General features: G+C 43.2%; 24 protein-coding genes. 19 read left to right on the top strand and 5 right to left on the bottom strand.

Features of this window, described 5'->3' with window-relative positions; genetic code table 11:
• The first annotated feature begins 1,403 nt into the window (after positions 1 to 1,403).
• Genes pdhA through lpdA form a run of 4 tightly spaced genes read left to right on the top strand, consistent with a single transcriptional unit; the run spans position 1,404 to position 6,205 of the window.
• The gene (gene pdhA, locus ACE1TF_RS01565) at positions 1,404 to 2,486 is read left to right on the top strand and encodes a pyruvate dehydrogenase (acetyl-transferring) E1 component subunit alpha (protein ID WP_042400964.1); all 1,083 of its coding nucleotides are present in this window, start codon (positions 1,404 to 1,406) and stop codon (positions 2,484 to 2,486) included.
• A 2-nt stretch (positions 2,487 to 2,488) separates the two neighbouring features.
• The gene (locus tag ACE1TF_RS01570; protein WP_042400962.1) at positions 2,489 to 3,466 is read left to right on the top strand and encodes an alpha-ketoacid dehydrogenase subunit beta; all 978 of its coding nucleotides are present in this window, start codon (positions 2,489 to 2,491) and stop codon (positions 3,464 to 3,466) included.
• A 30-nt stretch (positions 3,467 to 3,496) separates the two neighbouring features.
• A complete protein-coding gene (locus tag ACE1TF_RS01575; protein ID WP_375013725.1) occupies positions 3,497 to 4,792 on the top strand; it encodes a dihydrolipoamide acetyltransferase family protein in 1,296 nt (431 codons plus the stop codon).
• 3 nt (positions 4,793 to 4,795) lie between these two features.
• On the top strand, positions 4,796 to 6,205 hold the full coding sequence (gene lpdA / locus ACE1TF_RS01580) for a dihydrolipoyl dehydrogenase (RefSeq protein WP_042400954.1): 1,410 nt from the start codon (positions 4,796 to 4,798) through the stop codon (positions 6,203 to 6,205).
• A 107-nt stretch (positions 6,206 to 6,312) separates the two neighbouring features.
• On the opposite strand, the gene ACE1TF_RS01585 is transcribed toward lpdA, so the two are convergent.
• A complete protein-coding gene (locus ACE1TF_RS01585; RefSeq protein WP_042400952.1) occupies positions 6,313 to 6,714 on the bottom strand; it encodes a hypothetical protein in 402 nt (133 codons plus the stop codon).
• Between the two features lie 306 nt (positions 6,715 to 7,020).
• Between ACE1TF_RS01585 and ACE1TF_RS01590 the strand changes: the two genes are divergently transcribed.
• The 3 genes from ACE1TF_RS01590 (at position 7,021) to ACE1TF_RS01600 (ending at position 9,520) form a co-directional block, all read left to right on the top strand.
• Positions 7,021 to 7,902, top strand: a complete 882-nt coding sequence (locus ACE1TF_RS01590) for a polysaccharide deacetylase family protein (protein ID WP_042400949.1) — start codon at positions 7,021 to 7,023, stop codon at positions 7,900 to 7,902.
• Between the two features lie 1,159 nt (positions 7,903 to 9,061).
• Positions 9,062 to 9,172: a GapA-binding peptide SR1P gene (locus ACE1TF_RS01595; RefSeq protein WP_375014088.1), complete on the top strand. Its 111-nt coding sequence runs from the start codon at positions 9,062 to 9,064 to the stop codon at positions 9,170 to 9,172.
• 69 nt (positions 9,173 to 9,241) lie between these two features.
• On the top strand, positions 9,242 to 9,520 hold the full coding sequence (locus ACE1TF_RS01600; RefSeq protein WP_042400946.1) for a UPF0223 family protein: 279 nt from the start codon (positions 9,242 to 9,244) through the stop codon (positions 9,518 to 9,520).
• Positions 9,521 to 9,549: 29 nt separating this feature from the next.
• On the opposite strand, the gene ACE1TF_RS01605 is transcribed toward ACE1TF_RS01600, so the two are convergent.
• Complete coding sequence (locus tag ACE1TF_RS01605; RefSeq protein WP_375013728.1) at positions 9,550 to 10,176, bottom strand: YktB family protein; 627 nt, start codon at positions 10,174 to 10,176, stop codon at positions 9,550 to 9,552.
• Between the two features lie 235 nt (positions 10,177 to 10,411).
• Here ACE1TF_RS01605 and ACE1TF_RS01610 point away from each other — a divergent pair, with 235 nt between their 5' ends.
• Together ACE1TF_RS01610 and ACE1TF_RS01615 are read left to right on the top strand one after the other, a co-directional pair.
• Positions 10,412 to 10,600 carry a hypothetical protein gene (locus tag ACE1TF_RS01610; RefSeq protein ID WP_042400943.1) on the top strand — a complete coding sequence of 63 codons (189 nt, stop codon included), beginning with the start codon at positions 10,412 to 10,414 and terminating at the stop codon, positions 10,598 to 10,600.
• Between the two features lie 128 nt (positions 10,601 to 10,728).
• Positions 10,729 to 11,781: an inositol monophosphatase family protein gene (locus ACE1TF_RS01615; RefSeq protein WP_375013730.1), complete on the top strand. Its 1,053-nt coding sequence runs from the start codon at positions 10,729 to 10,731 to the stop codon at positions 11,779 to 11,781.
• Positions 11,782 to 11,828: 47 nt separating this feature from the next.
• On the opposite strand, the gene ACE1TF_RS01620 is transcribed toward ACE1TF_RS01615, so the two are convergent.
• Entirely contained in the window at positions 11,829 to 12,005 is a 177-nt protein-coding gene (locus ACE1TF_RS01620) for a DUF5325 family protein (RefSeq protein WP_193744737.1), read from the bottom strand.
• Between the two features lie 149 nt (positions 12,006 to 12,154).
• On the opposite strand from ACE1TF_RS01620, the gene typA reads away from it, so the two are divergent.
• The 7 genes from typA (at position 12,155) to ACE1TF_RS01655 (ending at position 17,912) form a co-directional block, all read left to right on the top strand.
• Entirely contained in the window at positions 12,155 to 13,990 is a 1,836-nt protein-coding gene (gene typA, locus ACE1TF_RS01625; RefSeq protein WP_042430077.1) for a translational GTPase TypA, read from the top strand.
• A 21-nt stretch (positions 13,991 to 14,011) separates the two neighbouring features.
• Complete coding sequence (locus ACE1TF_RS01630; protein ID WP_238544668.1) at positions 14,012 to 14,350, top strand: YlaH-like family protein; 339 nt, start codon at positions 14,012 to 14,014, stop codon at positions 14,348 to 14,350.
• Between the two features lie 168 nt (positions 14,351 to 14,518).
• A complete protein-coding gene (locus tag ACE1TF_RS01635; protein WP_375013734.1) occupies positions 14,519 to 14,827 on the top strand; it encodes a lmo0954 family membrane protein in 309 nt (102 codons plus the stop codon).
• A gap of 11 nt (positions 14,828 to 14,838) precedes the next feature.
• Positions 14,839 to 15,447, top strand: coding sequence for a hypothetical protein (locus ACE1TF_RS01640; protein WP_375013736.1), 609 nt, complete (start codon positions 14,839 to 14,841; stop codon positions 15,445 to 15,447).
• Positions 15,448 to 15,526: 79 nt separating this feature from the next.
• On the top strand, positions 15,527 to 16,240 hold the full coding sequence (liaF, locus tag ACE1TF_RS01645; protein ID WP_042400926.1) for a cell wall-active antibiotics response protein LiaF: 714 nt from the start codon (positions 15,527 to 15,529) through the stop codon (positions 16,238 to 16,240).
• Positions 16,237 to 17,286: a sensor histidine kinase gene (locus ACE1TF_RS01650; protein ID WP_375013738.1), complete on the top strand. Its 1,050-nt coding sequence runs from the start codon at positions 16,237 to 16,239 to the stop codon at positions 17,284 to 17,286. Before liaF ends, ACE1TF_RS01650 begins: the two co-directional genes overlap by 4 nt.
• Positions 17,283 to 17,912, top strand: coding sequence for a response regulator (locus ACE1TF_RS01655; RefSeq protein WP_042400924.1), 630 nt, complete (start codon positions 17,283 to 17,285; stop codon positions 17,910 to 17,912). The genes ACE1TF_RS01650 and ACE1TF_RS01655 overlap by 4 nt, the downstream gene beginning before the upstream one ends.
• Here the strand turns inward: ACE1TF_RS01655 and ACE1TF_RS01660 are convergent.
• The gene (locus ACE1TF_RS01660) at positions 17,894 to 18,088 is read right to left on the bottom strand and encodes a YlaI family protein (RefSeq protein ID WP_042400920.1); all 195 of its coding nucleotides are present in this window, start codon (positions 18,086 to 18,088) and stop codon (positions 17,894 to 17,896) included. The genes ACE1TF_RS01655 and ACE1TF_RS01660 overlap by 19 nt on opposite strands.
• Before the next feature lie 141 nt (positions 18,089 to 18,229).
• Here ACE1TF_RS01660 and ACE1TF_RS01665 point away from each other — a divergent pair, with 141 nt between their 5' ends.
• Positions 18,230 to 19,576, top strand: a complete 1,347-nt coding sequence (locus ACE1TF_RS01665) for a PhoH family protein (RefSeq protein WP_375013741.1) — start codon at positions 18,230 to 18,232, stop codon at positions 19,574 to 19,576.
• On the opposite strand, the gene ACE1TF_RS01670 is transcribed toward ACE1TF_RS01665, so the two are convergent.
• Complete coding sequence (locus tag ACE1TF_RS01670) at positions 19,577 to 20,035, bottom strand: peptidyl-prolyl cis-trans isomerase (protein WP_375013743.1); 459 nt, start codon at positions 20,033 to 20,035, stop codon at positions 19,577 to 19,579.
• A 168-nt stretch (positions 20,036 to 20,203) separates the two neighbouring features.
• Between ACE1TF_RS01670 and glsA the strand changes: the two genes are divergently transcribed.
• The gene (gene glsA / locus ACE1TF_RS01675; RefSeq protein ID WP_042400917.1) at positions 20,204 to 21,100 is read left to right on the top strand and encodes a glutaminase A; all 897 of its coding nucleotides are present in this window, start codon (positions 20,204 to 20,206) and stop codon (positions 21,098 to 21,100) included.
• Between the two features lie 87 nt (positions 21,101 to 21,187).
• Entirely contained in the window at positions 21,188 to 21,466 is a 279-nt protein-coding gene (locus ACE1TF_RS01680) for an Fpa/YlaN family protein (protein ID WP_042400999.1), read from the top strand.
• The last annotated feature ends 148 nt before the right edge of the window (positions 21,467 to 21,614 follow it).

Genomic DNA, 21,614 nt, shown 5'->3' on the forward strand with positions numbered 1-21,614 from the left:
GGGAAATCGCAAGAAAAGCGGTGCATTTTCCTAAACTAGGGAACAGAATAACTGAACTCGGTAACAGATGACAAAGTCACATGTACATCCTCGCCCTGAAGTATCCATATGATACCGGCGCGAGCCGCGCCGAACCGAGTCCGGTTTGGCTTCGGCCCCGCTGGGGCCGACATGTCGTTGGCACTTCAGCCTGGAATCTGCGCGCAAGTTTAAACAAACTAGCGCGCAAAATAGCAAGCAGCACCGTGCTACCCTTCCAACCCAACTGTGCAAGTAGGAAAAAATTAAGTTCTTTCTATATAGAATCTTACCATTGGTCAATCTATGGTAAGATTTTCGTCCCGCGCCCCCGAAAATGCTCAGTCCACGGAAGTGGCACGTATATGTACGGCTAATTATCATTGTAAATCCCGATCTTGTAGCCGAATGAATCTCTTTAATTTCACTCGTGTAGATTGCTATATGTCAATAAACGCTGGAACAGTCAAGGCGAAACACATAATCACTCATTCATTCCTATAACGTGAACAAGTCGCGATATAACGACATGTTCATTAGAAGGTCGCACGAGATTCAACGGCCTCGGCATGGGCGATGTGGAAATTCCCTTTTTCAGTAAGTTAAGCAAAGCTATAGGGGTGTTTTGCTACAGCATTTGAAACTACACAAGTCATACAATCCGCAGTCAAGTGTCTGCCACTGGAGACTGCGAATGATGTGTGGCACGATAGGGATGAAGCTTGACTCATTACATAGCGGGCTAATCATTGAACGCTCTTCGTCACAAACGGCCCGAAAAGAGATCAACTTCTTAGTACAAGTGTTACAAAAATGTAGTGCCGCGCTTACTTCCAAGCAACATGTTATGTAGAAAGGCTACACAGGCTATTGATTGTGTTTAAATAAGTCCACCTACCTTTAATTACGTGACAACCGCTTTACACCAACGAGAATAAGCAAACCCTCCCTCACATAGCAAGAGGCTCATGATAGGTGAATACGTAAACAAATGTCCCTATGATGATGCCTGCGTAACTAAAAGACTGGAAAGCACAAGTTTATCGAATGGTGTCGGCTCCATAAAACAGGAAATTGCTACATCTGTATTACTATTACGAAACAATTATTGGAGTATGATATATAACAGGGTTATATTTTTAGTATATTTAAAATATTACACTGGCTAAACAATAGAACTGGTTATAATACATTGACGAATGAATTGAAGATCATGTATGCTGAAATGGAGTGATTGTGTATTAGTTTTTTAGCGTGATGGATTGAAACAGAATTCTCCAAAGAAAAAGGTTGAAATCTGTTTGTTGAGGGTACGTTACAAGTAGTGACTTTTCGTACGTTCAATGATTCACGTGTGTGATAATAAATGAAAGAGGTGAGCCGTTTTGGCTGAAAAGACAATTGAAGCAGTAGAGAATAAGTTCGAAACTTTTCAGATTCTAAACGAGGACGGTAAAATCGTAAATGAAGACGCTGTTCCTGAACTAAGTGATGACGAGCTAAAAGAACTCATGAAGCGCATGGTTTATACGAGAGTTGCTGACCAACGTGCGGTTTCGTTAGGCCGTCAAGGAAGACTCGGTTTTTATGCACCAGTTGCTGGGCAAGAAGCTTCAATGCTCGGATCACATTTTGCGTTGGATAAAGAAGACTGGATTGCACCGGGATATCGTGACATTCCACAACTCATTTGGCATGGTTACCCGCTTTCAAAAGCATATCTTTTCTCTAGAGGACATTACAAAGGCGGGCAAATGGAAGGCATTAACGTCCTTATGCCACAGATCATTATCGGGGCACAAATCGTACAAGCAGCAGGAATTGCCCTAGGTCTTAAGAAAAAGAATAAAGAAAACGTCGTCATTACGTATACAGGTGATGGTGGTGCTTCACAAGGCGATTTCTATGAAGGAATGAACTTTGCAGGTGCATTTAACGCACCAGCGATTTTCGTCGTACAAAACAATCAATACGCAATTTCTGTACCTGTAGAAAAGCAAAGTGCCGCATCAACAGTTGCTCAGAAAGCTGTTGCAGCAGGTATCGAAGGCATTCAAGTAGACGGTATGGACGTGTTAGCTGTTTATTCTGCAACAAAAAAAGCGCGTGACAATGCAATTTCAGGGAACGGTCCTACCCTTATTGAAACGCTTTGTTACCGTTACGGGCCGCACTCTCTATCTGGTGACGACCCGACGAGGTATCGTACCGATGATGAGAACGACCCATGGGAGAAAAAAGATCCACTCGTTCGCTTCCGTAAATATTTGGAAGAAAAAGGGATCTGGTCTGAAGATCAAGAGAATGAGATTGTAGAGCAAGCGAAAGCGGATGTAAAAGCGGCGATTAAAGAAGCAGATGAAACGCCACGTCAAAAAGTAAGCGAACTCATTGAGATTATGGGCAACGAGCTCGGACCTAACTTACAAGAACAACTTGAATATTATCGTGCGAAGGAGTCGAAATAATTATGGCGGAAATGACAATGATTCAAGCAATTACTGAAGCCATGCGCACGGAGCTTAAAAATGACGAAAACGTCCTCCTTTTCGGTGAGGATGTGGGTCATTACGGTGGTGTATTCCGTGCCACGTCAGGTTTACAAGAAGAATTTGGTGAAGACCGCGTTTTTGATACACCGCTCGCTGAGTCTGGTATTGGTGGTCTCGCAATTGGTCTTGGTCTTACAGGTTTTCGCCCAATTATGGAGATCCAGTTTTTCGGATTCTTATTTGAAGTGATGGACGGTGTAGCAGGGCAAATGTCTCGTACGCATTACCGTTCTGGCGGTCATTACAGCAGTCCGGTTACCATTCGTGCACCATTTGGTGGGGGAGTGAAGACGCCAGAGCTACACTCCGATAGCCTCGAAGGCTTAATTGCACAAACACCAGGAATTTCTGTCGTTATTCCTTCAACTCCTTATGATGCAAAAGGACTCCTCATCTCAGCGATTCGCAGCAACGACCCTGTCGTATTCCTTGAGCACATGAAGTTGTACCGCTCATTTAAAGGAGAAGTTCCGGATGAGGAATATACGATTGAAATTGGAAAAGCAGATATTAAGCGTGAAGGAACAGATATTACGATTGTGAGCTACGGCGCAATGGTTCATGAAGCGCTAAAAGCGGCTGACAAGCTTGCTGAAGAAGACATCAATGCTGAAGTCATTGATCTGCGCACAGTAAGCCCACTCGACTTAGAAACAATCATTGAGTCCGTGAAAAAGACAAATCGTGCGATGGTCGTACAAGAAGCACAGCGTCAAGCAGGTGTTGCCGCAACCGTTTCTGCAGAAATCAGTGAGCGTGCAATTCTTCACTTAGAAGCACCTGTTGGTCGTATTGCTGCACCAGATACGGTGTATGCATTTGCTTCAGATGAAGATGCTTGGCTACCGAATGCTGAAGACATCTATGAAAAAGCGAAAGAAACGATCGAGTTTTAGTGAGCGGTAAAGAAAAGGAGGTACGAAACGATGGCATATAAATTTAAACTGCCGGATATCGGCGAAGGCATTCATGAAGGCGAAATTGTAAAATGGTTCGTCAAAGCCGGTGACAAAGTAGAAGAAGATGATGTGCTTTGTGAAGTACAAAACGATAAAGCTGTTGTGGAGATTCCATCTCCTGTCGACGGTACCGTTCTTGAGATAAAAGTAGACGAAAACACGACAACTACGGTTGGTGAAGTGATTTTGACCATTGATGACGGCAGTGGCGATGATGGCGAAGATGAAGGCGACAACGACCAAGAGCAAGAACAAGAGCAAGAGCAAGAGCAAGAGAAAAAAGAAGAGCCTTCAGATGCTAAGTCAGATGAAACGAAGTCAGCGTCAAAAGAAGAAACGTCTACTGAAGATGAGTCGAAGCGTGTTATTGCGATGCCTACGGTTCGTAAATACGCAAGAGAGAACGACGTAACGATCCAACAAGTAACCGGTAGCGGAAAAAATGGTCGTATTTTAAAAGAAGACATCGATGCCCACCTTTCTGGTGAGGGTACTTCGGCTTCTGAAGAAACAACAGAAGCAAAAGAAGAGTCTTCGGCAACGCAGACGACAACTTCGACGGTTACAGAAGAGCGTGAACCGCTAAAAGGTGTTCGTAAAGCGATTGCCAAAGCAATGGTTAACAGTAAGCATACAGCTCCACACGTTACGCACATGGATGAAGTTGAAGTAAGTGCGCTTGTTGCAAACCGTAAGAAATTCAAGCCGATTGCTGCTGACCAAGATATTAAGCTAACGTACTTGCCATATGTCGTAAAAGCGTATACGTCTGCACTGCGTGCGTATCCAGCACTCAATGCGTCGATTGACGACGAGAATGAAGAAATTGTGTACAAAAAGCAATATAATGTAGGGATTGCTGCAGACACGGATCGTGGTCTCGTTGTGCCCGTCGTTCGCGAAGCAGACCGTAAGTCTGTGTTTATGCTCGCATCCGAAATTTCAGAGCTTGCGGTGAAAGCAAGGGACGGTAAGCTTACAAGCGGCGATATGCAAGGAGGAACAAGTACCATTTCGAACGTTGGTTCTGCCAGCGGGGCATGGTTCACTCCAGTCATTAATCACCCTGAAGTAGCGATTCTTGGAATCGGAAGAATTGAAGAAAAAGCAGTTGTTGAAGACGGAGAAGTTGTCGTTCGACCAATGCTTGCTTTATCATTAAGTTATGACCACCGTTTGATTGACGGTGTGACTGCACAAAATGCTTTAAACCACGTGAAGCGTTTGCTTAACGATCCAGAACGCATAATAATGGAGGGGTAATAAATGGTAGTAGGGGATTTAGCAGAAGAAGTAGATACACTCATTATCGGATCGGGACCGGGTGGCTATGTAGCAGCCATCCGTGCCGCTCAACTTGGACAAAAAGTGACGATCGTAGAAAAAGAAGATATGGGTGGCGTTTGTTTAAACGTCGGTTGTATTCCTTCAAAAGCGTTAATTGAAGCGGGTCACCGTTTTGAAAAGGCGCATGGTACCGATGAGTTAGGCATTACGACTGAAAACGTTTCTTTAGATTTCTCTAAAGTTCAAGAGTGGAAGTCTGGCGTCGTTAAAAAGCTTACGGGTGGCGTTGAAGGACTTCTTAAAGGGAACAAAGTGAATATCGTTAAAGGCGAAGCGTATTTCTCTGCTAAGGACACGGTTCGTGTCTCTGGAGAAAACTACAATTCTCAATCGTACAAGTTTAAAAACTGTATCATTGCAACGGGCTCACGTCCAATTGAATTACCAGCGTTTCCTTTAAGCGATCGTGTCGGTACTTCTACAGGGGCACTTGCTCTTGAAGAAGTTCCAAAGCGTCTTGTCGTTATCGGCGGTGGCTATATCGGTGTTGAACTCGCTGGTGCTTATGCTAATCTTGGCAGTGAAGTTACCGTTCTTGAAGGTGAGAAGCGGATTCTTGGCGGTTTTGAAAAGCAGATGGCTCAACTTGTACAACGTCGCCTCAAGAGCAAAGGCGTTGAGTTCATTACACAAGCAAAAGCTTCAGGTGTAGAAGAAACAGATGAAGGCATTACAGTTTCTGTAGACGTTAAAGGCGAAGAGCAGAAGATTGAAGCAGACTACTTGCTCGTATCTGTTGGCCGTCGCCCAAACACTGATGAGCTTGGTCTTGAGCAAATCGGTGTTGACCTTACAGATCGTGGACTCATCAAAACAGACAAGAAACTTCGCTCAAGCGTGGACAACATTTTCGCTATCGGCGATATCGTAGACGGACCACAACTTGCTCATAAAGCATCTTATGAAGGTAAAATTGCTGCTGAAGTCATTTCAGGTGAAGCGAGTGAAGTTGATTATCTTGGTATTCCACTCGTTGCGTTCACAGAGCCCGAATTGGCATCTGTTGGCTATTCTGAAGAAGAAGCGAAAGAAGCAGGTTTTGATGCTAAAGCATCGAAATTCCCATTCCAAGCGAATGGTCGTGCCCTTTCACTTAACGATTCAGACGGTTTCATGAAGCTCATTACGCGCAGTGAAGATGGCCTTGTCATCGGTGCGCAAATTGCCGGACCTAGTGCATCAGATATGATCGCAGAAATTGGTCTTGCAATTGAAGCAGGCATGACCGCAGAAGATGTGGCGATGACGATCCATGCTCACCCAACACTAGGTGAGATTACAATGGAAGCAGCGGAAGTCGCCATCGGAACACCAATTCATATTAAATAGTTTGATCGATATAAAAATCACCGTGCCAATCTCTTGGCACGGTGATTTTTGCAAATGACAAAACAAAGAGGGGAGTTGCCGGTCGGCAATTCCCCTCTTTGTTAGGATTACTCGTAATGGTTTCTTAAGATATACATCAAGTCTTCATTCGCTAAATCACCATTTACTTGTTCGTGCGGAGGTTGACCTGCGACGAGGATAAGCGTAGGGAAACTTTCCACTTCATGGTCTTCGATAAATGTACGATGGTCATCTGCGTTTAAAATGTTAACGGCTGTTTCATTGGACCGTTCATTTTGTATGGTTAGGAGTGCTTCGTAATATTGCTTTTCAGTATCTATGTTTTCATCGTTAGAGACGAGCACAACAAATGGTTCATCATGACCCGTGTCTTCATCACTTGCGACTGCATCAAGTTCATGTATGGAACCGTGGGTACAAGAAGCAAGAACTAAGCTAAGAAGAAGTAACGAACCGAAGCGGACGAACGGTAATGTATATTGTCTCATAAAAGAGTCCTCACTCCTTATTTCTTCTCTTTATATTTATGATAGCATGTGTGAATTCCCAATTTGCTGGAATAAACAAACTGTAACACGATCGAAAGCATCGAGATGTATTTGTAACGATCAAGGAAACTTTTGCTAGTAAACACAGTTATGGAGTTGTCCGTATAACGTCTCTATACCCATTTTTTGCAAGTGATAATCCGGACTGAAAAAAGTTTCGGCGTTTTCCTTAAAAAAATGGTGTTACAATGTTCGTCGATTAGTGTAAGATGGAGACGGGTATTGTAAAATCTTGGAGGTGTCAACATGAGAAAGCCAAAGCGTATGCTTGCACTCGGAGCAGCATCAGCACTACTGCTCGCGGCGTGTGCTGATGATACGGAACAAGCAGGCAATGAGAATGTAGAGGCAGAAGGAACTGAAGAACCTACATCTGAGGATGAGGATGAAGCCGCTGATGACGAAGAGGTCGAGCTTCCGGAAGAGGACGACGAAGATGAAACCGAAGATGATGAAGAAGACATAGAAGAAGATGTAGAAATACGATATGAAGTAAACCCAACGATGTATTCCATTGATCCGATTGACGATGCACCCGAAGACGTGGTACTTATTACGATTGACGATGGCCCGAAAGAATATAGCTTAGAAATGGCAGAATTATTGCATGAGCATGACATTCAAGCGATTTTCTTTGTGAATGGAATGAGATTAACAGAATCAGAAGAACAAGAAGAACTTCTCCAAATTGAGGAGCTCGGCCATGCCATTGGGAATCACACGTATGGACATCCAAGCCTTCCGGATCTATCTGAAGAAGAACAACGAGAAGAAATTGTAGGAGTTAACGATCAGATTGAGGAAATTACAGGGGAGCGACCTGATTTCTTTAGAGCGCCGTTTGGTCAGAATACCGACTATAGCTGGCAGCTATTGGAAGAAGAAGGTATGGTTGGCATGAATTGGACGTTTGGATTTGATTGGGAAGCTGACTACATTGGAAACGCTGAGAAGTTTGCAGAAGACACACTTAATGCACCTGAACTTGGCGCTGGTGCCAATATTCTAATGCACGACTTAGAACATACGAATGATGCTTTAGAAGATATTATTATAGGTTTAGAAGAGCAAGGCTACGGGTTTGTTAATCCTCACGAAATTAAAATTGAAAATATCGATGAAGACTAACAGAGCCTCCCCTTTGATGTGCTCACAAAAAGCGTAACAGATTCATATCTGTTACGCTTTTTTCTTCGATTCCGGACGTTTCAGAAGTCAACTTAATAATTAGCGCGTATGTTGCTACAATTTTCAACGACTTATATAAGAAGACAGAGGGAATGAATATGAGCGAATTACATAACACATTTTCTTAAAAGAGCATAAGAAATTCTTGGTAAACGAAGACATGCTACATGCCATAGCCTCGTTTCGTACCATCAAACAAACGCCTCTTCACTGAACAAGCACGCAGAGAAGAACCGTTATCATACTATCAACCCTTTATGTCCGGAACCAAATGGCATAGAAGTGAGTTTTTCGTTCCGGACAGACCCTTTGTCAGGAACTAAATGGCGTAGATGTAAGTTTTCTGTTCCGGACAGGCCCTTCGGATTGAACAAGCAGTTCGTTTTGAAGTCATTCCCAAGTTATTTTATGGTGACTCACCATAAAAGCACGGGTGGCAACAGCGAATCGGTATGAATTTTTTTCAAATGGATTTAATTTTGATATGGGAGCCAATTCCATAGCCTCTAATCACAATCCCACGTCCATGATGAGAATTTCTTGAATGAGAGACCATTTTTAGTCGGTCCCCATCTAATCACATGTAACATAGATTGGACACTTGTGTCCTCCAGTGCAAAGAAAACACGGTGGGCGTATTGTGGCCGCCGATGTTGCACTTATAGTCTGTACTGTAAAGTAAACACAGCGAGCACAAGCGGAGCGCAGTGAGAGGTGATGTTGCCCTTATACTCCGGAGTGCAAGCATCTGCCTGTAATGGAAAGCAGCGACCAATAGCGCAAATTAGGGAAATCTAAGGTTCTTCCTATATAGAAAGCGGCTAAGAAAATCCTTGTTACTCGCACATTTACAAAAAAGGGAACGACGATGGTACGATATCGAATGATGAAATCTGTTATTCGGCACACAAAACGATCTTTTCTTCGCTAAATATGATGCATATATGCACGTATTAAAGCAATAACGATAAAAAGTTATGCTAATCAAATATATAGTGTTATTGTGTTATACAATTAGCCGTTGACAAATGAATTGTGACATCATATTATGAGTATAAGGAAATTACAAACGCTTTCATAAGGGGTGCTTATAATGGCAATGATTATTTGTCAAACGTGTGATTGTACGATCGAACATTATAAAAGTGATAAAATGACAACGCTTTATAGTAGTTGTACAGCTTGCAAAAATAAACGTAAGAAGAAATAGCACGAGACGGATGGTTTCCATCCGTTTCTTTTTTTTGTATGATGGGAATTATGGAAAGGAGACGATCATATGGACGAACGTTCGGTCTCGATTCCGTTATCTGTGGATTGGAATCAAGATGAAATTGTAACTGTGGCCAACTTTTTTACACAGATTGAATATGCGTACGGCTCAGGTGTGAAAGCAGGTGACGTTAAAGACGCATATGAGGCATTTAAGGCTGTCGTTCCTTCGAAGAGTGAAGAGAAAACCCACTTTAAAGCGTATGATGACCAAGCGAATACGAACACTTGGACTGTCGTTAAACGAGCGCTAGACGAAGAACGTGAATACCGAATTACGATGTAAAAAAAGACTGTGCAGCGCACAGTCTTTTTTTAGCGGGTTAGGCTCTTACGGTATAAGGGAAGTAAAGTTTCATACGTGTCGATAGCTGTTTTTATAAGTTCTTCCTCATCTTGAACACGGCTGTCAGTTGGTGTGAGTTGCTGACCGATAAGAAATTCGCCTTTTTTCACATCACGGAACCGAATTACTTTTTTCTCGAGATCTGATTCGGTTAGGTCACCGATTTGTTCGGCAGATTTTTTCGTATGATCGGTTGAAATTGCAAAGTCATTCGGTAAAGTTTTTATCGTGTTCAAATCATTCAAAAAGGCTTCGCCAATCTCTTTTTTGTTCGGCAATTCATAAATGAATGCCAACCAGATGAACAGGTGGTCATCAAACAAGCCGAGTTGGAAATGTGGGTGCTTTTTATACCCTCTTTTATCTGGTGCGATGGCTAGCCATGAATCATCAGGGGGATTGGTCGTTCTTCTTAAATGTTTGGCGATGTGTAAAAACATTTCTTCTCCAGTTAAGGAAGATATTTCAGAAACTAAACGTTCGCCAATGTTTTTGAATTTCGGTTGAATTTGCTCCTGTAGTGCTTCCATTCGAGGCTCTAATCCAGGGATCGTAAAGACGTTAAAATCTTTTGTTGTAAAGCCAGTGTTTGACATGGTTGTTACTCCTTTCAAAGCTTGTCTATCTTGATGATAGCGCCCTTTATGCCTGAGATCAAATGTAAGCTAGGGGGACACCTAAAAGTGATAAATATAATGACATTTAATTTCTAAAGCGCATATGATATAATTATCAAAATCAGAATTTTTAATCATATTGCTTTTGACTAGAGAAACTTGGCTTACCGCTAAGTAGGATGGTGGGAGTCCCAAAAAATGAGGGGTGTTTGTGATGGAACAAGTCATTCAGACGCTGAAAAGAACAGATGCAGAGAAACGCATACCGGTAGTTCGACTTGAAATTGATTATGAGCTCGTTACCCTCCACGACTACATGATGAATAATGATTCTGATGGAATCACAAAAGCGAAGAATAAACTCAAAGAATTGGCAAAAGAATTACTCAGACTAGAGGGTTGATTGACGGAAGCGAGCAGAAGCTCGCTTTTTTACATTCTAGGTTTTGTGAGATAAAATGAAGGGAATTGATATGGTCAGTCAAACGTGTTTCACATGAATGTACATACTATTAGGAGGGCTATCCGTTGTTGTCACCAGAGAAATTATGGGAAGACGTATTAGGTGTCATCCAAAAAGAAATCAGTAAGCCTAGTTATGAGACGTGGCTCGTGCACCTAAAGCCCATCGCATACAAAAACGACACGTTTTACATACAAGCGAAAGACTCACGTACAAAAGCATGGATTGAGGATCGTTACAGAAGTGTTATAAGTAAAGAGATGGAGCGTATCACCGGTCGTTCAGTGAATGTCGTGGTGACTCTAACAGACGAGAGTGCAGCTGTGGACGCAATTAACTGGTCTGAGCTAAAAGACGAGGCAATATCTTTCGTAATGGAGGCTGCTGAGCGTATTCGCACGGTTGAACGGGAGCAGCTGCACATTGATACGAAACAAGATGCCGACGATTTGGTGACAGATAAAGATATCGAAGTTCAACGAATATTAACTGAGAAGGTTACTCGCAATTATCCCAATCACGACATCGTTGGTGAAGAAGGTGACGAAGCGAATGTCGACCCGCATGCGGTAACATGGTTTATTGATCCGATCGATGGGACGACGAATTTCGTACATCAAGCGATGAACTATGCGATCTCTATAGGCATTTATCAAGGAGGCGTCGGTCATATTGGCATCATTTATGATGTGCAGGCGAACGAATGGTTTACCGCTGTTCGTGGACAAGGGGCATATGTGAATGGAAAGCGGCTACCAAACAGACGCCCGGTTCGTTTTGACCAAGCGATCATTGGGTTTAATGCACGCTGGCTCGTCGGTCGGGCAGATGAGAAGATGAAGGATGCCTTCGCAAACATTGTCCGAGAAGTGCGGGCGGTTCGTTCCTATGGATCCGCAGCACTTGAAAGTGCATACGTAGCTGCAGGCAGGTTAGACGCCTACGTCAGCCTTAGGCTGTCGCCGTGGGACTATGCGGCGGCGGCAGTACTTCTTGAAGAGACAGGGGGCGCTTGTTGCCAATTGGATGGTGGCGTGCTCCACTTCGACCGAGAGTGTACGTATTTAGCCGCAGATGAACAAGTGAAAACGAAAATGTTGGCGTATTTAAATGAAACATAAAAAGAACTCGGGTTCAGCTAAAAGATGCTGAGTCCGAGTTCTTGACGTTAAGAGGCCGTCTTACTTTGTCGGTATTTTGAAGAGCCGATAAAAGCAAACGCAATCATAACTAAGGCAAGCAGTGCAATCCAGATGCTTCGTTCTGCAACCGCGACGCCGATCGTTGAAATACCTAAAACAGCAAGCACTGCCATAAATAATACGGGCCATTGGATGTTTTTCATTGTCTCACCTGCTTTTTCATTCAATATGTTTAGTGTAAAGCAATTCCTCACAAAATGAAAGAGGAGCGTGTATAGAGTTGAGAGAACATTTATGGTAGAATAGAAAAGTTGAACAGTTCAAGTAACGGTATATAAGGAGAGTACGCCTAGTGAAAACACAAAGCGATTTGCGTAATATCGCAATTATTGCCCATGTTGACCATGGAAAAACAACGCTTGTCGATGAGATGCTGAAGCAATCTGGAACGTTTGAAGCACATGAACAAGTATCTGAACGTGCGATGGACCGAAATGACCTTGAGAAAGAACGCGGAATTACCATACTTGCAAAAAATACCGCGATTAAATATAACGACACGAAGATTAACATCCTTGATACGCCAGGTCACGCTGATTTTGGTGGAGAAGTGGAGCGCATTCTTAAAATGGTGGATGGCGTTTTGCTCGTCGTAGACGCCTACGAAGGGTGCATGCCGCAAACACGTTTTGTATTGAAGAAAGCATTGGCTCAGGAACTTACGCCTGTTGTTGTCGTAAACAAAATTGATCGTGATGCTGCTCGTCCTGAAGAAGTCGTTGACGAGGTACTGGACTTATTCATTGAACTCGGTGCCAACGATGACCAGATTGATTTCCCGGTTGTGTATACGTCTGCGGTCCAAGGAACCGCTAAGTTACCTGAGGACACTGATACAAAAGGGATGGAAGTACTCTTTGATGCGATTGTAAACAAAGTACCTTCACCAAAAGATAACATTGAAGATTCGTTGCAGTTTCAAGTGACGATGCTTGAATATAATGATTTTCTTGGAAGAATTGGTGTCGGCCGAATTTTCCGTGGAGAAGTGTCTAAAGGAGATCGTTGTGTCGTCGTCAAACGCGACGGAAGTGAGCATACGTTCCGTGTAAGTAAGATGTTTGGCTTCCACGGCTTAGAGAAAGTCGAGGTTGAGCATGCCTCTGCGGGAGATATTATTGCCCTTGCAGGTGTGGATGATATTAACGTTGGGGAAACCATCTGTTTAGAAGGAAAGATAGAAGCGCTTGCTCCTGTCCGAATTGACGAGCCGACGTTACAAATGACATTTCTTGCGAACAACAGTCCGTTTGCTGGTCGTGAAGGAGATCATGTGACGAGCCGTAAGCTTGAAGAGCGTTTATATCGTCAATTAGAAACAGATGTGAGCTTGAAAGTCGAAGAAACGGATTCTCCAGATGCGTGGACCGTTTCAGGTCGCGGGGAGTTACATTTGTCGATTTTAATTGAAAATATGCGACGTGAAGGTTTTGAACTACAAGTTTCTAAACCTCAAGTCATCATAAAAGAAATTGACGGCGTAAAATGTGAACCGTATGAGCACGTTCAAGTCGATGTTCCTGAAGCTTACACTGGATCTGTCATGGAGTCGCTCGGCGAACGAAAAGGTGAAATGCTCAACATGGAACAACAAGGCGATGGACAAGTACGTCTTGAGTTTAAGATTCCTTCCAGAGGACTCGTTGGGTATTCTACGGAGTTTATGAGTCAAACAAAAGGATACGGCATTATTAACCATTCATTTGACTCGTATCAACAAGCTTTTGACGGTCAGATTGCAGGTCGACGTCAAGGGGTGCTGATTGCGAATGAAAAAGGCAAAGCGACAACGTATAGCATGTTGCAATTAGAAGATCGTGGAGTTATGTTCATTGAACCAGGAACAGAAGTATATGAAGGCATGATTTGTGGTGAGCACAATCGTGACAACGACCTTGCCGTGAACATTACGAAGGAAAAAGCGGCGAACAACATTCGGTCTGCCACGAAAGAACAAACAACGACACTAAAGCGCCCGCGCATTCACACGCTTGAAGAAGCGCTTGAGTATTTAGGTGATGATGAATACTGCGAGTTGACACCGGCGTCGATTCGTCTGCGTAAGAAAACGTTAGACACCTCCATGAGAGAACGTGAAACGAAACGCAAAAAGAAAATCTCAACGTAATTAGCAAAAGGAGGATTCGCCATGCAAGGACCGGAAATGACGATTGATGATGTTTCTTGGGCTGCTGGCATTATGAATATTCATGAGAACGCAGCGATGGGGTTTTGGCTATTATACTTGGCCGTCGTCGTCATGAGCATTCTCGTGTTTAATTTAGGATTTGCAAGAAAGCTGTCGTTGATGAAAAACATCGTTGTGTACGGAGCTTTACTGTTTGGAGCGATCATGCTCACATTCTTCGCCATCTTTATGCCGATTGTAGAATCGTTAATTGCCGCCGCGCTAGTGCTCGGGATTTATCGACTTCGACTGAGAATGCACAAAAAGCAAAAAGCTGGGCAAGAACAAACCGAATCATAAAATGAATCAACCGATCAATCTCAATGTAACCATTGGAGTTGATCGGTTTTTTTGTCGGTCTGATGTGAATATCAGTCTACAGGCGTAGACGAAATCCGACTCCAGCTCATTTTTTGAGGCGCTGCGTCTTCGTACAATGTAAAGAAGAAGAAAAGGAGGTGAACGCTGTTGAGTAGGCATATATTTGCGATAATTGCCGCGATCGTATTAATTCTTGTCGTTATCGCTACACTTGGACCGATGATTGGTTTTTCTGTTGGTGCTCTTTTCATGTATGTCGGTTACCGTCAAGCGGGCATTCAAGAAAAATCTTGGGTGAAATTGTTGTGCTGGACGCTCGTCGTCGTTGGATTTTTCATTGGCATTAGCAATCTCTTTGGGGCACTCGGTTTTCTAGCTGTCTATTTGCTCGTTCGTTTATATGAGCGTTGGACACTGCACTCCCATTCGACATTGGACACAAAATACTCTCGGTAAGGATGATGAACATGACATTTTTTCAAGATCTAAAAGATCAAATTACACAAGACTTAGACCAGCTGTTTGAAAAAAGGGAACCGAAGGTCACTTCAAATCTTCCGGTCGAGCAAGAACTGAATAAATTAGATAAACAGATGCGGCAACTCGAGAAAAGCTTAGATGAACAACAGCAACTAGAAGCATATTTCTTGCAAGAGCTCGACCAATCAAGAGAGATGATGGCAAAGAGAGCGAAGCAAAAGCAAATGGCCGTATCTGCTGGAGAGGAAGAACTTATTGCACTCGCTCATCAAGAAGTGGTGCGTTACGAGGAGCTCGTTACCGATTATGAGGTGACGGTTGAAGAACAAAAAACACGGGTGAAAAACATTGAAAAGCGTGTAAGAGAGCTCCATTTTCTGAAGAAAAATTTAAAAAGACAGCACCTTTCTGAACATGCACGCACAGAGGAAGAAAAAGCTGAGAAAATGATTCGTCATTGGTTTAAAGAAACCGATGAGCGAGAAGATGAAAAAGACGCAACATCTACGGAGTATGTTGACCTTACAGCCGAAAATAGTGAACTGGATGAGAGATTTCGATTGCTGGAGGAGCAGAACGAGCATTCTAAGCAATGATTCGATATACTAATAGCGGGGGAGAGGGATGCTAGATTCGTTCCCCGCTTCCGACTACATAAAGAGAAGGTGATTGATGATGAGTTCTTCAAATAATCCACTGCTTGCCTATATCCTTTTCGGACTCATCATTTTAATTCTTCTTGAACTGATTTTTCGTTTTCAACCGATCTTCTTCCTAATCGGTGCGATTTTGCTCGTTTATTTTGGGCTTAGTTCTAAACGGATTAGGCACGGGAAGTGGCTTGTCCTTCTCGGCCTGATTATTGCGGCTTTAAGCGTGTTCTCTTCTTATGTGTTTCGCATTGCGATCTTTCTTATTGCCATCTATCTTTTGTATGCGTTTTGGAAAAGTAGGGCCGGAAATAAAAACGTTCAAGTGACGTTGGATACCGAAGGAGACATCGCGGATGCTCGCCGGCAACCGTACTTCCAAACGATGCTCGTCGGTTCACAACAAATTAATGAAGAAAACTTTCACTCGGAAGACATCAATATCCTTCTCGGTTTAGGGGAGACGACCATTCACTTTGAGAATACCGTCCTTCCTTCTGGCGACACGGTCGTTATCGTCCGTGGATTCATAGGAAAAGTGACCGTATATTTGCCTTATGATGTAGGTGTAATGGTCCATCATTCATCTTTTTTTGGAGAAACGCGGCTATTGGAACATTTTGAAACGGGTTTTAATCAAAGTGTAACGAAACACTCTAAGCAATATGAGAGCAATACGAGGCGAGTCAGAATCTACACGTCCCTCGTTGCAGGAGATGTGGAGGTGAGGCAACGATGAAAGCCATAGGGCGATTACGTTTTTATCATCTGCTCATCATTTTGCTGCTCATGACTAGTTTTTTCTTCATTGTTGAGTTTTACGTGGAAACACCGAATTGGGGTTGGTTGATTGAGATTGAACGCTCACACTTATACATCCCACCGCTTTTTTACATTGTCATAGGAATAGTTATCGCGATTTGGCTAATGAACGTCACGACATCTTGGAGTTGGAGGCGTAATGTAGACGTGATGGCGAGTGCGTTGCAACGAACCGAGGAAGGCCGGCTCAATCAGGCAAAGCAAGAGATTAAGCGAGTTGATGCCGATTTTAATATCGTGGTTGATCGTTTTACACAAGTAAATGAACGTTTAAAAGAGCAAGCGAAACGCTCACAACGGCTCGTTGACGATTGGTCAGAAAACGAAAAGGCACTGAAACAAGAAATTGTGGAACAAGAGCGTAATCGACTCGCGCGTGAATTACATGATTCCGTTTCTCAACAATTGTATGCCGCTTCCATGCTGTTATCGGCTCACGTTGAACAGCAAAAAGGGAAGGACGAGGCGCTGGCACTACAACAAATCGAAAAAACGATTACAGATGCACAATCAGACTTACGTTCAATGCTATTTCAATTGCGTCCGATTCAGTTGGAAAACAAGAGCTTTTCTGAAGGGATCCGCCAGTTCACGGAGCGATTAAGGCAATATCATGCGCTTCATTTTCATGTGTCTGTTACAGACGAAGTAGGACTTCTAACGGGGATTGAAGATCAGCTGTTTCGCATTGCCCAAGAAGCGGTCGCGAATGTTGTTCGTCATGCCAATGCGTTGACGGTTGATATTTTCTATCAGCATGTTGACGGGATTGCCCTTTTGAAAGTGACCGATGATGGCGTAGGGTTTATCGTCCATGAACAATCTTTAGGATACGGTCTTTCGAGTATGAAAGAAAGAGCAGAAGAAATGGGAGGAACGCTTAAGCTAATGAGTGTGCCAAATCGTGGAACGAGCATCGAAGTACGTGTGCCATTAATTGAAAAGGAGGAGGGGGATAAATGATATCTGTAGTACTCGTCGACGATCACGAGACGGTACGTCTAGGCGTATCAGCTTACTTATCGACCCAGACAGACATTGAAGTTATAGGCGAGGCGAGTGACGGACGTGAAGGTGTTGAACGCGCACTCCAACTATTACCGGATGTAATTATTATGGACTTAGTGATGAGTCCGGTGAATGGGGTGGACGCTACGAAGGAAATTAAAGAGAAGTGGCCGGAAGCCAAAGTGCTCGTTGTGACGAGTTTTGTTGACGAGGAGATGCTAACACCGGCATTACAAGCCGGTGCTTCTAGTTATGTGTTGAAAACGAGTAGTGCAAAAGAAATTGCCGATGCGATTCGCAAAACGTACGCTGGGGAGTCGGTTCTTGATCCGAAAGTGCAAGGAAAAATGCTCTCTTTATACAAAACCCCACAAGTTGCTCTTCATGAACAACTTACAACGAGAGAAAGAGAAATTCTAAAGCTCATGGCTGAAGGAAAATCGAATCGGACCATTGCTGAAGAGTTATTCATAACGATTAAAACTGTGAAAACACATGTCAGTCATGTACTGCAGAAATTGGAAGTAGAAGATCGAACTCAGGCAGTTGTGTACGCGTTTGATTACAAGTTGTTTTCTTGACGATGAGGGACGTGGTAATGACCGTTTGCCCGTCTCTCTTTTGTTCGTTTTTCGATACGATCATAACAGTCCGGGCACGTATACGTGTGAATCGGACGGTTTTTTAGTTTCTTTGTAAAGGGGTCATCATCAGAAAGCCGATCAATTCGGTCGCATAGCAAGCATTTTGCTCTCATTGTTTTACTCCTTTTTGTTCAATAGACATACCTCTATTCTACTAATCCCGGACAGAAATTGAAAGACTTGTCAACATTGAACTTCTCTTTGCATAAAAAGAAGTAAGGCAGAAGTTTGCTGAGAGGTTTGCCCAAACCTCAATGCCGGGAGGTAATCGATTGAAGAATATTTATGTTCTTGATACAAATGTGCTTTTACAAGATCCCTATGCACTATTCTCTTTTAAAGATCATGATGTCATCATTCCAGCCGTTGTTCTTGAAGAACTTGACGGCAAGAAAAAGAACATGGATGAGCTTGGGAAAAATGCAAGAGAAGTGGCACGAATTCTAGATAAGCTAAGGGAAAAAGGGCCCTTGCACAAAGGTATTACCGTTAGTAAAAATAGCCATTTACGTGTGGAACTTAATCACAGCTCTTATCAAGCAGTGAAAGAAACGTTGCCGCTAGCAACGAATGACAATCGAATTATTGCTCTAGCTTTAAATCTGCAAACTGAACAGAACACGTACGATGAACCAAAGCGTGTGATTGTTGTGAGCAAAGATGCGCTCGTCAGAATTAAATCTGAAGCATTTGGGATTGAAGCTGAAGATTTCTTGTTTGATCGTGTCATCGCCCATGACGATTTATTCAAAGGGTATCGCCAACTTGACGTTGATCCGCAACTGTTGGAACGGTTTTATCAGTTAGGGGATGTGAAAACCCGTGACGTTGGCGTTGAAGGAGCGGAGCCGAACACATTTTTTATTCTGAAAAATACGGTGAAACCATCGGTATCTGGGCTTGCTAAAGTGAGTGAGGACGGACGAATGTTGGCACCTTTACGCTTTGAGCGTGAGCACATATGGGGAGTGAAACCGAGAAATGTTCAGCAAAAGATGGCGGTTGAGTTGTTGCTAGATCCTTCAATTGCGCTCATTACGCTTGCAGGTAAGGCAGGCACGGGAAAAACGTTACTATCCATCGCAGCAGGGCTCTATCAGACGGAAGATTTGGCGCGGTACAACAAATTGTTAGTGGCGAGACCGGTCGTACCTATGGGGAAAGACATTGGATATTTGCCCGGTGAAAAAGAAGAGAAATTACGTCCGTGGATGCAGCCGATTTATGACAACTTGGAGTATTTGTTCAATACGAATAAACAAGAAGAGCTAGATCATATTCTAGCAGGAATGGGATCCATTCAAGTAGAGGCGCTCACGTATATTCGCGGTCGTAGCTTACCAGGGCAATTTATTATTATTGATGAAGCGCAAAACTTAACGAAGCATGAAGTGAAAACGATATTGACGAGAGTTGGCGAGAATAGCAAAATTGTTCTCGTCGGAGATCCTGAACAAATTGATCACCCGTATTTAGATGCGTACAACAATGGATTAACGTACGTGATTGAATGTTTTAAAAATGAGCGGTTAAGCGGGCATGCGACATTAGAAAAAGGCGAGCGCTCTGCACTCGCCCAACTGGCTGCGGATTTGCTGTAATTAATCAATTCGTAGAGCAGTGACGTGCGTAATCGGAGCATGTTGATTGGACCCATCTCCAAAGTAGATGTGAAGAGGCCCCGTTTCTTTAATCGCCTTTCCGTCTTCGGAAAAGCAGGCAATCCAATCTTTACCCACGTCTAGAGATGATTGATGCTCTTCTCCGTCTTTTGTGACAGCGGTAATCGTAGTTGCACCGGCTGATGGTTCAGCGTTGTCAATAAAAGGTGAGAGCTTCATTCCATAGGAGCCTTCAATGGAGGCTTCTTTCTTTGTGCGAATCTGATTGGTTTGCCATCTTCTTGGGCCAAATTCTGGTTCGTTATTCGCTTCGCTTATCGATTCTTCATGAAAGTAGGTATCTAAATCAACTTTACGGTTGTCAAAGATCCATACGGTAGGATCGAGTGTAATAGTGAATTTCGTATTTCCTGATAAGGTAAGTATGTGAGCGTCCATTCGATGTCCTCCTTCAAGCATTTCATTCTCATGTTAACAGCTTCTTGGCTTTTCTGCCACTCGATTGTTTTAGGTTATTTCGATGAGGGAAGGTTAGAATAAAGAAAGTAGAAGGAGGCGCTTACAATCGATATTCATGCTTTACAAACCGCAACAGATATTGAAGAGATGATTGAAAAAGCAAGACCGTTAAGCCGGACTGGGAAAGTAGCGGATTACATACCGGCTTTAAAAGAGGCAGACCCGAATCTGGTAGCATGCTCGGTGTTTACGAAAGAAGGGGCTTGTCACCGCTTTGGGGACGTCGGTACGACCTTTACGATTCAAAGTGTTTCAAAAACCCTGACGCTCGCGTTAGCGATTATGGATCACGGGGAAGAGGAAGTTTTCAAACGTGTCGGAATGGAACCTACAGGAGACCCTTACTACTCAATGGCGAGGTTAGAACTCACCCGCCAAGCAAAACCGTTAAATCCAATGATTAACGCGGGTGCGCTTGCGATTACGTCTATGATAAAAGGACGTACCGTTGAAGAAAGATGTGAACGCATTCTATCATTCGTTCAGGCAGTGGCTGGGGACACAAGCATTCGCATCAATCAAGAGGTTGCTCATTCAGAATATGAGACGACAGATAAGAATCGAGCTTTGGCATTTTATTTAAAAGGGGAGGGCATCATTGACGATGACATTGATGACTTGATCCGTGTGTATACTCAGCAATGTTCTATCGAAGTGTCCTGTTGTCATCTCGCCCGCATCGGACTTATTATGGGAACTAGAGGGTATGCTATGGATGAACAGAGGCAGATCATTCCAAAGGAAGTGGCCAAGCTCGTAAAGACATTCATGGTGACGTGTGGAATGTATAACAGTTCAGGTGAACTCGCAATTAAATCAGGCATTCCTGCAAAAAGTGGTGTGTCGGGTGCAATTTTAGGCTCATTGCCTCAAGGTGTAGGTATTGGAATCTACAGTCCGCCGCTAGATGAGAAGGGAAATAGTAAAGTCGGGATTGAACTTTTGAAAAATCTGTCACAAAAATATGACTTAAGCATATTTTAAAGGCAGGTTTTTTGAATCTTGCTTGCATTTTTATCGCTCAGCCGATATGATGAGTAGAGAGTTCAAACTGGAGGGATGCATGTGCATATGGAGACTGTGATGGACAGCAGAGAGCAGGCCTTCGCCATCCTAAAAGCAGATGCTGAGAAAATCAGACAGCTGATTGAAGTACAGATGGATAACTTAACGATGCCGCAATGCCCGCTTTATGAAGAAGTACTCGATACACAGATGTTTGGCTTATCCCGCGAGATCGATTTTGCAATACGTTTACAGCTCATTGACGAAGCAAGCGGAAAACAGATTTTAGCAGAGCTTGAACGACAGTTGGCTGCTCTCCATGAAGCGACTGTAGTGAATAAATGATTCCATTCTATACATACATAGAATGGTTTTTTGTTGTTATTTTGCCCGATTTAAAGGTGTTAGGTCGTTCGTTTAACGTCACTAAACGGTTTCGTTCTAGCCGTTTAGCCGCCTCACATGCTATGATAAGTGAAACATATAGAAAATG

The organism is Geomicrobium sp. JSM 1781026, assembly GCF_041949955.1.
Lineage (GTDB): Bacteria > Bacillota > Bacilli > Bacillales > Marinococcaceae > Geomicrobium_A.